Source organism: Sphaerisporangium sp. NPDC004334 (assembly GCF_053602655.1).
The window spans coordinates 135,502-147,886 of record NZ_JBSGDZ010000004.1 but is presented as its reverse complement, the minus strand read 5'-3'; the positions used below and the strand labels follow the sequence as shown (position 1 = coordinate 147,886).

Here is a 12,385-nt window from a genome sequence, read left to right as displayed (position 1 = left end):
GTCACCGGGTCGGTCTCCTCGAAGGTGGCGGTACGCGGGACGCCCCCGGGGGGAGGCCCCCTGGACGGATCCGCCGGAGGGCTCCCCGTGGGGGGCGGGAGGTCAGGTTCGCGCGGCGGCGTGCAGGGCCTCGACGACCTGGTCCTGCTCGGCCTCGGTCATGGCGTGGAACAGCGGGAGGATCAGCGAGTTGGCGGTGAGCCACTCGGTGTGCGGCAGCTCGGCGGCCGGGACGTCCGCGTAGGCGGGTTCCAGGTGGGCGGCCATGATGCCGCGCCGGGCGGAGACGCCCCGTTCCGCGAGGAAGCCCAGCAGATCGTTCCTGCTCATCGGGAAGCCGGCCGGCAGGGCGATCCAGAACGACTGGTAGTTGGTGCGGCCGTGGTCGGTGTCGCCGGCGGTGGTGAGGCCGGGGATGTCGGCCAGCAGCTCCTGGTAGCGGCCCGCCAGCGCCCGCCGGCGCGCGACGAGCTCGGGGAGCCTGCGCAGCTGCACCAGGCCGACCGCCGCCTGCAGGTCGGTCATCCGGTAGTTGAAGCCGACCTCGGTGTACTCCTCCGGCGCGGTGGAGCCGCTGGCGTGCCGGTCGGCGGCGCTGACGCTCATGCCGTGCTCGCGCAGCCGCCGCGCGCGGGCGGACCACTCGGGGTCGTCGGTGGTCAGCATCCCGCCCTCGCCGGTGGTGAGCAGCTTGCGGGGGTGGAAGGACCAGGCGGCGACGCTCGCGCCGGCGCCGACCGGCCGGTCGCGGTAGAACGACCCGGCGGCGCAGGCGGCGTCCTCGATGAGCGCGAGCCCTTCGTGCACCAGGCGGATGTCGTCCACGTCGGCCGGCACGCCGCCCTGGTGCACGATGATCACCGCGCGGGTGCGGGGGGTGCGGGCGGCGTCGATGGTCTTGGCGGTGAGGTTGCCGGTCGCCGGGTCGATGTCGGCGAACACCGGAGTGGCCCCGACGTACCGCACGACGTTGGCCGTCGCGATGAACGACAGCGAGGGGACGACCACCTCGTCCCCGGGGCCGACGCCCGCGAGCACCAGGGCCAGGTGCAGCGCGGTGGTGCACGAGGAGGCCGCCACCCCGTGCCCGGCCTCGACGCTCGTGGCGAACGCGCGCTCGAACTCGGCCACCCTCGGCCCCTGCGCGACCCAGCCGGAGGCGATGACCTCGCCGACGGCGGCTTGCTCCTCCGGGCCGAACCACGGCCGCATCACCGGGATCATCGCCCGGCCACCTCCCTGATCTCAAGGCCGAGAAGTTCCGCCAGCAGGCGGACCCTCTGGTTCCAGTCGTGCCGTGCCGCGAACGCCCGCCGCGTCTCGGCGAGCGCGGGCGTGCGGGGGGTGCCGAGCTCGGCCGTCACGGCGGCGGCGAAGTCCGCCGGGGTCCGCGCGACCGCGATCAGCGGCCCGGCGGACAGCCAGGCGGTGGCGGGCAGGTCGGTCGAGACCGCGGCCCGGCCGGCCGCCAGGTACTCCAGCGTCTTCAGCGGGAAGCTCGCCCGGTTGAAGGCGCTGTCGGCGTAGGGCGTGAGGCCGACGTCCATGACCCGCAGGTAGGACGGCAGCTCCTCGTACGGCTTGCGCCCCACCCAGTGCACGTTGGGGCGGGCGAGCAGCCGCGGCCACCGCTCGGGCTCGTAGTCGCCGGACCGGGGGCCGACCAGCACCAGCGGCGCCCCGGTGGCCGCTACGGCCTCCAGCAGGGCGATGTCGATGCGGGCGTTGATGTGCCCGACGAACCCGGCGGCCGGCGTCGTGGCCAGCTCGGCCGGCAGGTCCGCGGGCGGAGCGGCCTGGTCGATGTCCCGGTATGCCGACACGTCGCACCCGTTGGGCACCAGTGCCGCGGTGCGCCCCTCCCGGCCGAGCCGCTCCACCAGGTCGGGCGAGACGACGGCGACCGCGTCCGCCCGCGAGGTCATCCGCCGCTCGGCCGCCGACAGCCGGGCGGCCGACATCCGGATCAGCGAGGCGCCCGCCGCCAGGTCGTCGGTGACGTACCGCACCGTGCGCGCCCGCGGAGCGACGTCCAGCAGGTCGGTCGTCCCGGCCACGACCACCGCCGTCACGGCGCCGCCCACCCTGCGGGCGGCGGCGCGCACGGCACGGCGGGTCAGCGACGCGGTGACCCGCTCGACGCCCCTGCGGTAGGCCGCGGGCGGCGCGACCGGGCTGAGCCGCCACAGGCCGGCGTGGACGCTCCGCAGCACGTGCCCGGCCTGCCCGGTCTCGGGGTCGCGCAGCCCGGAACGGACCGGCCGCGGCGGGTCGACGTACAGCACGTCGGTGAACGCGCTCAGCCGGTCGGCCATGTGCCGGTCGGTGCCGCTCACCCCGTCGTACCGGGTGCCCGCGCCGTAGACGAGCAGGTCGCTCACCGGGCCTTCTCGGCGCGCCACCAGGCGACCAGCCGGCGCAGGCCCTCTTCGAGGTCCACCTCGGCCTTCCAGCCGAGCCGCTCGGCCGCCGCGCCGACGTCGGCCAGGCGCCGGGTGACGCCGTTGACGGCGCGGGCCGGGCCGAACTCAAGGCCGAGGTCGCTCGCGTCCATGACGGCCATCAGCGCCTCGGCGAGCCCGCGCAGGCTGGTCTCGGTGGCGCTGGCGATGTTGAAGACCTCGTCGGTGGCGTCGCCCGCCGCGGCGAGCAGGTTGGCGCGGGCGATGTCCTCGGTGTAGACGAAGTCCATGGTGGCCAGGCCGTCGCCGAGGATCAGCGGCGGCTGCCCGGCCTCGATGCGCTCCATCCAGCGGATCAGCACCTCGGTGTAGAGCCCGTGGATGTCCATGCGGGGGCCGTAGACGTTGAAGTACCGCAGGGCCACGTAGTCCAGGCCGCGCATCGCGTGGAAGCTGCGCAGCAGCCCCTCGTTGAAGGTCTTGGCCGCGCCGTACAGGGTGTCGTTGGCGTAGGGGTGGTGGTCCTCGCGGGTCGGGAACTCGGTGGCCAGGCCGTACACCGAGGCCGAGGAGGAGGCGACGACCTTGCGCACGCCGGCGTCGGCGGCGGCCTCGACGACCTCGTAGGTGCCGTCCACCAGCACCTGCAGGGCCAGGCGCGGCTCCTCGGCGCACTGGGTGATGCGGATGGCGGCCAGGTGGAACACCACGTCCATGCCCTCGGTGAGCGAGCGCACGAGCGCGGTGTCGCGGATGTCCCCCTCGACGACGCGCAGCCGGCGGGAGTCCCCGGCCGCGGCCTCGGCGGCGGCCAGGTTGGCGCGGCGCCCGCGGACGAAGTTGTCCAGCACGACCACCTCGCCGGCGCCGGCGGCGAGGAGCTGGTCCACGACGGTCGAGCCGATCGTGCCCGCGCCCCCGGTCACCAGGCAGCGGCTGTTCTCAAGTGCCGAGATCATCGAGTGGTTCCCCCAAGGTCGATTCGTCTGCCGTCATTTTGGATGCTTCGCCCCGCCGCTTCCAGGAGTGCGAGCACGCGCAGTCCCGACCTGCCGTCGGTGAGCGGGGCCCGGCCCTCGGTTATGGACGCCGCGAACTCCGCCATCACCCCGCGCAGCGCCTCGCGCTCGGGCAGGGCGGGTACGACGACGTCACCGGTGCGATAGGAGATCAGGGCCGCCCGGCGCTCGTCCTCGCCCGCCGCGGCCAGGTCCACCCCCCGGTCGTACACCGACAGGCGCTGGGCGGGGTTGACGTCGTCCCACACGATGGTGCGGCGCGACCCGCCGATCACGGTCGTGCGGATCTTGGTGGGGCTGAGCCAGTTGACGTGGACATGGGCGATGGCCCCCGACGACAGCCACAGGGTCAGGTACGCCAGGCACGGCCGGCCCGCCCCGATCGGGTCGGAGGTGTGCGCCGCCACCGCGACCGGGGCCACGCCTTCGGGGAGCACGAAGTCCAGGATGGACAGGTCGTGCGGCGCCAGGTCCCACAGCACGTCCACGTCCGGCTGCACCAGGCCGAGGTTGATGCGCACCGAGTCGACGAACTGCACCTCGCCCAGCTCGCCGGAGGAGACCAGGTCGCGGATGCGGCGCACCACGGGCGTGTAGCAGAAGGTGTGGTCGAGCATGAGCACCCGCCCCCGCTCCTCGGCCAGGGCCACCAGTTCGGCGCCCTCCTCGTAGGTCGGCGTCAGCGGCTTTTCGACCAGGACGTGCTTGCCGGCCTCCAGGGCGGCGCGCACCAGGTCGAAGTGCGTGCGCGCCGGGGTGGCGATGGCCACGGCCCGCACGTCGGGGTCCTTGAGCACCTGCTCGACCGAGGAGGTGGGCCGCACGGTGGTGTAGCGGCCGAGCACCGCCCTGGCGCGGTCCTCGTCCAGGTCGCACAGCCACTCAAGGCGCAGCTCCGGGGTCGCCATCGCGTTGCGCACCAGGTTGGGGCCCCAGTAGCCCGCACCGATCACGGCAAGGCCGATCGACGTCAAGGCGGCTCTCCTGTCCTGTAGGTCGGGGATCGGGTGGTGTGTCGGTCTTCGGTGACGCGGGTCGTGCGGGCCGGGTGCGATCCGGTCGCCGCGGGGTCCCGCCGCGATCGAAGCGCACCCGGATGACGGGACTAGCTCGACGGGGTGAACAGCACGTCCACCCAGTAGTTGGCCCCGTTGAAGCTGGCCGACGGGAACCCCGAGTCGGTCCCGTACCGGTAGACGCCGTTGCCGCCCGCGGGTCCGCCGTTGGCCGCCGCGGTCAGCGGGGAGTTGGCGTACGGCCCGGCGTTGAAGTACGCGCCGTCGCCCGCGTAGTGCCCGTTCGGCGCGTGGTAGCTGGCGACGTACACCTGCCCGGCCACGACGTCCACTGGGGTGGCGAACTGGAGGGTCTGCCAGCCCGAGGACGACTCGTTGACGAAGGCGCCGGTGGCCAGCGGGGTGCCGGTGGCGCTCCACAGGTTCCCGACGTGGGCGCCGGTGTTGCCGGCCCCCTTGTAGAAGCGGACGCCGGTGACCTGGCCGTTCATCTCGGCGGTGAACTTCACCCCGACCTCGACGGCGTCCGCGTCGGCGTTCGACGGGTTGGCCGGGACGGCGTTGCTCGCCCAGATCGAGCACGGGCAGCTCGCCGGGCCGCCGGTGGTGAACGACCACGACGTCGTGGTCATGGAGTTGTCGGCGTCGTCGAGGGCGCCGCTCACCGTGACCGTGTACGTCGTGCTCTGCGCCAGCGGGGAGTCGGGGGTGAAGGTGAGCAGCGTGCGCGCCTCGTTCAGCGACCGCGTGCCGGCGACCGCCTGGTTGGCGGCGTTCTTCACCGTGATCGTGGCGGTGTTCTCCTTGATCGGCTCGCTGAACGTCGCGGTCACCGCCGTGCCGGTGGCCACGCCCGTGCCGCCGTGGTCGGGCGACTTGAGCGTGATGTAGGGCGCGGTGGTGTCGGCGAGCCGGGTGAAGATGACGTCCACCCAGTAGTTGGTCGCCCCCCACGACTGGTCGGGGTAGGACCGCGTGCCGTACTTGTAGACGCCGTTGCCGCCGCTGGCGCCGCTCGCGAGCGCGCGCAGCGGAGTCGCGGTCACCGCCGAGGCCAGCCCGTTGCCCGTCCCCGAGTAGTGGCCGTTCGGCGCGTGGTAGGAGGCGACGTAGGTGGTGTCCTTGGTCACCGGCCACGGCGTGCCGAAGTACACCTCCTGCCAGCCCTGCGTCGACTCGTCGGTGAAGGTCGCCGTGGTCAGCTCCGCGCCGGTCGAGGACCACAGGGTGCCGGTGTGGGTGCCGGTGTTGCCCGCGCCCTTGTAGAACCGGATGCCCTCGATGAAGCCGTCGGTCGCCGGCTGGAACTTCACGCCCACCTCGACCGAGCCGGTGTCGTTGACGCTCGGGGTGTCGGGCACGGTGACGTCCGGCCAGATGGTGCACGGGCACAGCCCGGCCGTCCAGGTCTTCGCCGTGGTGAAGGCGAAGGTGTACGGCTGGGTCATGGTGTTGTTCGCGTCGTCCTTGGCGCCGGACACCGCGACCGTGAACCGCTCGCCGGGGGCCAGCGGCGCCGACGGCACGAAGGTGAGCGACTTGCGCGAGGCGTCCAGCGACACGGCGCCGGCGACGGTCGCCTGCGTGGCGTCCTTCACCGTGAACGTCGCGGTGCCCGCCTGCACCGGCTCGCCGAAGGTGACCTTCGGCTGCACGCCGGTCGGCACGCTGGACGAGCCGGGCACCGGCACGGCCGAGGTGACCGCCGGCGGGTAGACGTCGTTGACGGTGAACACGACGTCCACGTAGTAGTTGCCGCCGTTGAAGGTCTGGTTGGGGAAGCCCGCCCCCGCCCGGTAGACGCCGTTGCCCGCCGTGCCGGTGGTGGCCGGCGCGGTCAGCGGCGCGTTGGTCAGCGGCTGGTAGCGGAAGAAGTTCGCGTCGGCGGCGTAGTGGCCGTTCGGCGCGTAGTACGAGGCCACGTACTCGGTGCCGGCGGTGACGAACACCGGCGAGGCGAAGTTGAGCTTCTGCCAGCCGGTCGAGGTCTCGCCGGAGAAGGTGCCGGTGGCCAGCGGGCTGCCCGCGGTGTCCCACAGGGTGCCGGTGTGGGTGCCGGTGTTGCCGGAGCCCTTGTAGAACTTCACGCCGGTCAGGTAGCCGTTCACCGCCGGCTTGAAGCGCACGCCGAGCTCCAGTGCGCTGCCGTCGTTCTCGGCCGGGTTCGCGGGCTGGGTGGAGGAGGTGAACAGGCTGCACGGGCAGTCGACGGTGACGTTGCGTGAGGCCTGCGCGCCGATGTTGCCGCTGTCGTCGGCGGCGCGCGCCTTGATGGTCGTCGCGCCGACTCCGGTGACCTTCCACGTGTAGGTCCAGGCGCCGCGCCCGGTGGCCGGGTGCCAGGTGGCGCCGCCGTCGGTGGAGACCTCCACGGCGCCGACCTGGCCTCCGACGTCGGAGGCGGTGCCGCTGACGGTGACGGTCGAGCCGTTGTTCACCGTCACCCCGGCGGCCGGGGCGCTGATGGCGGCCGACGGCGCGGTGGTGTCGGTGGACTTGACCGCGGTGCTCAGCCCGGAGGTGAGCGACTTGGGTTGCACCCCCATGTCGGCGAACAGGTTGACCGTCGCCTGCTTGATGTTGAGGTTGCTGTAGTCGTTGTCGTCGTAGCTGTCGTGCTCGCCGTCCAGGCCCCACGACCACTGCACCGTCCCGGCGCCGAACACCAGGGCGCCGCTCGGGGCGCGGTAGAACGTGATGCGGTGGGTGGCGCTCTTCTGCGCGACGTTGGTGCCGTAGTCGATGAGCACCTGCTCGGCGGTCGCGGTCGTGCTCGACATGGGCACCAGGCCGGCGGGCCGCGAGCCGTTGTCGAGGTCCTCGTCCCACTCGTACCCGACGACGCCCGGGATGTTCATCGAGCCGGTGAGCTGGCCGCCGACCCCGGTGCCGCGCCAGAAGCGCATCTTGCCGTCGGCCGCCGGCACGGTCAGCGGGATGCCCTCGCAGCCGTTGTCGGAGGTCGTGCAGTTGACGGTGAACAGCGTGCCGGTCAGCGCGTTCTCGGGCCTGCCGCCGTCGGCCGGCGGGCTGAACCGCGGGTCGCGCCAGGTGCCCGTCCAGACGTTCGCCGTCGGGTCGATCTTGGCGTTGGCGTGGGTCTCCTTGTAGGAGACCAGTGTGCGGTAGGAGTTCTCCCAGCGGGTCTTCCAGTAGACCTCGTTGCCGCTGAAGAAGGCGAGGTTCACGCCGTTGTCACGGGCGTTCTCGAAGGCCGCGCGCTCCTCGCCCGACCAGTACTCGTCGTGGCCCACCGACAGCACCGACTTGTGGGTGAGCAGCGTGGCGGGGCTGCGCGCGGCGTCCAGCGACGACATGTACGACACGTTGTAGCCGTTGGCCTCCAGCCAGCGCACCATGGGGTACTCGTTGGCGAAGACGAAGTCGCGGCCCCAGGGCGTGGACTCACGGGTGTTGAACGGGCGGTTGTAGCTGACCTTGACCGCCCGGCCCGGCGCGATGACGCTGTCGCCCCGGTAGAGGCTGTTGAGCACCTTGTTCGGGTTGTCCTCGGTGGCGGTGATGTCGCCCCAGGAGTTGTAGGCCTGCCAGGTGCTGTCGGAGGTGCGGAACAGCACGTCGGAGGTGCTCGCGTCGTCGCGGACCACGAAGACGATGTGGGTGTCGTCGTTGGTGTCGGTACGGATCACGTGGGCGAAGTAGATGCCCGAGACGGAGGTGGTGGGAACGGTCCAGCTCGCTGCCGTGCCCCAGCCACAGGCGACCTCGCCGGTGGTGGTGTTCTCAGGGCAGTGCGGCTGGTTGCGGGAGACCGAGGTGGTGGCGGGCACGGTGATGACCTTGCGCGCGCCTTTGCCCTGGTAGTACCCCATGCGGTAGATGTCCACCTGCAGGTTCAGCGCGGTGGACCGGATCTTGAAGTTGATGGTCTGGCCGACGTTGACGCTCATCTGGTCGCCGTAGCCCTCGACCGTTCCGTGCGGATTGGTGTCCCACTCCGACCGGTCGCTGCCTGTGATCTCGTTCTCACAGGTGATCTTGTTGCCGCCCGCGTCGCAAGGACCCATCGCCTGCGCCGGCGCGGCGGGGGTCGACAGGAGTGCGGCGAGAGTCAACGCCGCTGCTGCGAAAGCCGACCTGTGTCGGCGCGCGGCACTGCGCGATTTCATGAAGCTCCCACGTGATTTCGAAAAGGGTCGCTTGCCCCGGTGGTGCTCACGCTGTGGAGCGTGGTCCCGACGAGAACGACGTCCGGGCGTGTGGACCGGTTTACGCGGTGCCGCCGACCGCGGTCACATGCGTCCCATCCGTAACACGAGGGCACTGACGCGCGTGCCGCGCCCGCCCGGCCGGGGTCAGCGGGCCTGGACCGCGATGACCGACTTGACCAGACCACCGAGCCGCTCGAACCGGATCTGGGAGGAGGGGAAGTAGTGCCGCATCTCGGTGATGCTGAGCAGCTCGACCTCCATCACGATGTTGCGCGCCGCCTCGCGGTCGGAGGTGGGGGTGTGCACCAGCGGCCAGCGGCGCAGCAGGGACGTGCGCACGGCGATGGGGAGGTACTGGAAGCCGGGGAACAGGAAGTGCGGCTCCACGGGGAAGTAGCGGTAGGGCGTCTGCACCCAGTGGCGTCCGGCGAGGCGGTGCACGGAGTCGGCGAACATCTGGCGGCGGAGGTGCCCGCCGACGTGCTCGATGACGGCGTTGGAGAACACCAGGTCGTACTTGGTGTCCAGGACGGCGGCCGGCAGCTCGCAGGCGTCGGCCACGTCGGCCCTCAGCCAGCCGGGAAGCTCCGCCGGGGGCTTCTCGAGGTTCACGACGTGCACGTGGGCCGGACGCACCGGCGCGCGCAGCCAGGCGCTGGCCGTGCCACCGAGGTCGATGACCGACATTTCCGACAGGTCGGGGAAGCTCTGCGCGAACCAGTTCCATCGACGGGCCCGCGCCTTGGCGCCGAGCGAGTCGGGGGCGTCGACGAAACGGCTGCGCAGCGCGTTCAGACGGCTCATGGTCTCTCCTTGGCGAGGAGTGCGATGGGGGGTGTGGAGCTGGCTGCCATTGGCTCCGCTGGTTGGGCACGTTCCAACGGAACCGCCCAACTATCGCACGACCCGGTCCGGACGCAGCACGCGCCGCCGTCATTCGATAGCGCACTGAGATCGGAGCTGTCACGCTTGGCCTCGTGGAACGATTGAAGATCGAAGACACCTACCTGCTGACCCCCGCCGTCCACGAGGACGACAGAGGGGCCTTCCTCGAGTGGTACCGCGCGGACCGGCTGTCGGACCTCGCCGGCCATGACCTGAGGCTGGCGCAGGCCAACTGCTCGGTCTCCCGGCGCGGCGTGCTGCGCGGCGTGCACTTCGCGGACGTGCCGCCGGGGCAGGCCAAGTACGTCACGTGCGTCAGCGGCAGCGTCCTGGACGTGACCGTGGACATCCGGGTCGGCTCGCCCACCTTCGGCATGTGGCAGGCCGTGGAGCTCGACGACCGCACCCGGCGCGGCGTCTACATCGGCGAGGGGGTGGGGCACGCCTTCATGGCGCTGAGCGACCGGGCGACCGTCGTCTACATGTGCTCCGAGCCCTACAACCCCGCCGGGGAGCACGGCCTGCACCCGCTGGACCCCGACCTCGGCATCGAGTGGCCCGCCGATGTCGAGCCGCTGCTGTCGCCCAAGGACGCCGCCGCGCCCACGCTGGCCGAGGCGCGCGACAAGGGGATGCTGCCGCTGTACGAGGACTGCCTCGCGCACTACGCCGGCCTGCGGGCGGCCCGCGGGGCCGGAGCCGGAGTGGCGCACACGCAGTGATCATGAGGTGACGGGCGGTTTTGGGTGTGATGAATCCGGCGATTGTGGCATCGAAATCCCGGTTCTCATGCTGATTTAGCGCTATTGCCGGGATAAAAGGCGGGATCTGGTTGTCTCGTCGTTTCCCAACCGCAACAATGGCCTCGACTTGAACATGATCGGAGTCCGGCGTCCGCGAGCGCCGGAGGTGGAGGCTCGGGCCAGTGAGCGATTCCCGGCACGCGGACGGACGGCGCCCCCGGCGCCGCGCGGCGTCCGCCGAGACGAGATCGACCGGGTCACGCCGTTTCCCCGTCACGGGATGGGTGACCCTGCTGGCCGGGGCGGCGGTGCTCGGGGCCACCGTGACCGTGGTGGTCGTCAACCGTGAGACCACCGCGCCGCCGGTCGCCGCCGCCCCCGTCGCGGCGGAGGTGACGCTGGAGACCAGCCTGTGGAAGTCGCGCAAGGTGAAGGCCGCCGTCCAGGACGAGCACACCCCGCTCGAACTCGGCACCCGCTTCAAGGCCGCCCGCGACGGCGAGGTCGCCGGCATGCGGTTCTACAAGCCGGCCGCCGAGCGCGGCACGCACCGCGGCAGCCTGTGGAGCTCCGACAGGAAGCTGCTGGCCAAGGTGAGCTTCACCGGCGAGACCAAGAGCGGCTGGCAGCAGGCGATGTTCGACCGGCCCGTGCCGATCGTCGCGGGCCGCGTCTACACGGTGTCGTACCACACGACCAACGGCGGGTACGTCGCCTCGCCCGGCGTGTTCGACGAGCCGGTCGTCTCGGGGCCGCTGACCGCGCAGGCCGGGGTGTTCGCCCCCTCGGCCAAGGCGGCCTTCCCCTCGCGCGTGCACCACAGGCGGGTGAGCTACTGGGTCGACGTCATCTTCCGGCACCGGGAGCGCCACTACCCGCGGCCCTCCGACTCCCCGGCGCCGGGCGACCCGAGCGTCTCGCCGACCTCCTCGCCCGAGGGCTCGGCGAGCCCGACCGTCAGCGAGGGGCCGACCGGCGGGGTCACCACCACTCCCACGGCCGAGGGGTCCCCGAGCCCCTCGTCGAGTCCGACGCGCAGCCACACCTCCGACGCCTCGGAGTCGCCGACCGCGAGCGGCACGCCGAAGCCGTCCGGCAGCCCGACGCCCAAGGCCTCCGCGAGCGCCACCCCGAGGCCGTCGCTGAGCCCGGACCCGACCAGGCAGCCCACCAGAGAGCCGTCCGCGACCCCCAAGCCGACCCAGACCACCACCCCGCCGCCCGCCGGCGGCTTCCCCGGGGCCGGTGACACCGGCGTGCCGTCCGGCGTGAGCCTCAAGGACAGCAAGTCGATCACGGTTACCAAGGACGGCACGGTGATCGACGGCATGGAGGTCAAGGGCGAGATCAACGTCGAGGCCGACGACGTGACGATCCGCAACACCCGGGTCGCCGCGGCGCCCGGCGACTGGGGCATCATCCAGCGCAGCGGGCACAGCGGGCTCACCGTCGAGGACACCGAGGTGTTCGGCGACGGCAAGCAGCGCACCCAGTTCGGCATCCTCAACCAGGGCGGCGACCTGACCGTGCGCCGAGTGGACATCCACACCATCAGCAACGGCATCCTGACCGAGCAGGGCCTGATCGAGGACTCCTACATCCACGATCCGAAGTACTACTCCGGCGACCACACCGACATGATCATGTGCACCAGCGGGCCGCCGTCCGGGGCCAAGCTGGTGATCCGCGGCAACACGGTGGTCAACACGCTGGAGCAGACCGGCGCGGTCGCGCTCTTCCAGGACTTCGGCGTAGTCCGCAACGTGACCGTCGAGGGCAACTTCCTGGCCGGCGGCGGCTACACCGTCTACGGCGGCGCCGGCAGCAAGGGCACCTCGTCCAACATCAAGGTCGTCGGCAACGTCTTCAGCAAGGACGTGTGGGCCAAGGGCGGCTACAACGGCCCGGTGGCCTACTGGGACAAGGGCGGCGCCGGCAACGAGTGGAAGAACAACGTCTGGGAGGACGGAAAGACCGTCCCCGAGGGCGGCTGACCCGGGCCCCGGGCCCGTCTCCGGCGAGACGGGCCCGTCCCGCGTAAGGCGATCCCGCGTAAGGCGATCCCGCGTAAGGCGATCCCGCACAAGGCGCCCGTCCCGCATAAGGCGCCGTCCCGCGTAAGACGGTCCCTGTAAGGCGGCCCGTCCC

8 protein-coding genes are annotated in these 12,385 nt (G+C 71.8%); 2 read left to right on the top strand and 6 right to left on the bottom strand.

Annotated elements, in window-relative coordinates; translation table 11 throughout:
• Window positions 1-102: 102 nt before the first annotated feature.
• The 6 genes from ACWEN6_RS06080 to ACWEN6_RS06055 all read right to left on the bottom strand — a co-directional run bounded on the left by ACWEN6_RS06080 (window position 103) and on the right by ACWEN6_RS06055 (window position 9,413).
• The gene (locus ACWEN6_RS06080; RefSeq protein ID WP_452569204.1) at window positions 103-1,224 is read right to left on the bottom strand and encodes a DegT/DnrJ/EryC1/StrS family aminotransferase; all 1,122 of its coding nucleotides are present in this window, start codon (window positions 1,222-1,224) and stop codon (window positions 103-105) included.
• On the bottom strand, window positions 1,221-2,381 hold the full coding sequence (locus ACWEN6_RS06075) for a glycosyltransferase (protein WP_452569203.1): 1,161 nt from the start codon (window positions 2,379-2,381) through the stop codon (window positions 1,221-1,223). The genes ACWEN6_RS06080 and ACWEN6_RS06075 overlap by 4 nt, the downstream gene beginning before the upstream one ends.
• On the bottom strand, window positions 2,378-3,361 hold the full coding sequence (locus tag ACWEN6_RS06070; RefSeq protein ID WP_452569202.1) for an NAD-dependent epimerase/dehydratase family protein: 984 nt from the start codon (window positions 3,359-3,361) through the stop codon (window positions 2,378-2,380). The genes ACWEN6_RS06075 and ACWEN6_RS06070 overlap by 4 nt, the downstream gene beginning before the upstream one ends.
• A complete protein-coding gene (locus tag ACWEN6_RS06065; protein WP_452569201.1) occupies window positions 3,358-4,395 on the bottom strand; it encodes a Gfo/Idh/MocA family protein in 1,038 nt (345 codons plus the stop codon). Before ACWEN6_RS06065 ends, ACWEN6_RS06070 begins: the two co-directional genes overlap by 4 nt.
• 131 nt (window positions 4,396-4,526) lie before the next feature.
• Entirely contained in the window at window positions 4,527-8,513 is a 3,987-nt protein-coding gene (locus ACWEN6_RS06060) for a DUF4082 domain-containing protein (RefSeq protein ID WP_452569200.1), read from the bottom strand.
• Window positions 8,514-8,753: 240 nt separating this feature from the next.
• Window positions 8,754-9,413, bottom strand: a complete 660-nt coding sequence (locus ACWEN6_RS06055; RefSeq protein WP_452569199.1) for a hypothetical protein — start codon at window positions 9,411-9,413, stop codon at window positions 8,754-8,756.
• Window positions 9,414-9,586: 173 nt separating this feature from the next.
• On the opposite strand from ACWEN6_RS06055, the gene rfbC reads away from it, so the two are divergent.
• Complete coding sequence (gene rfbC / locus ACWEN6_RS06050; RefSeq protein WP_452569198.1) at window positions 9,587-10,216, top strand: dTDP-4-dehydrorhamnose 3,5-epimerase; 630 nt, start codon at window positions 9,587-9,589, stop codon at window positions 10,214-10,216.
• 305 nt (window positions 10,217-10,521) lie between these two features.
• Window positions 10,522-12,231, top strand: coding sequence for a DUF4082 domain-containing protein (locus ACWEN6_RS06045; RefSeq protein WP_452569197.1), 1,710 nt, complete (start codon window positions 10,522-10,524; stop codon window positions 12,229-12,231).
• Window positions 12,232-12,385: the final 154 nt, after the last annotated feature.

Coding starts and splice junctions, on each gene's coding strand:
- ACWEN6_RS06070 (WP_452569202.1), bottom strand. CDS start 3,361: ATGATCTCGGCACTTGAGAACAGCCGCTGCCTGGTGACCGGGGGCGCG.
- ACWEN6_RS06055 (WP_452569199.1), bottom strand. CDS start 9,413: ATGAGCCGTCTGAACGCGCTGCGCAGCCGTTTCGTCGACGCCCCCGAC.
- ACWEN6_RS06080 (WP_452569204.1), bottom strand. CDS start 1,224: ATGATCCCGGTGATGCGGCCGTGGTTCGGCCCGGAGGAGCAAGCCGCC.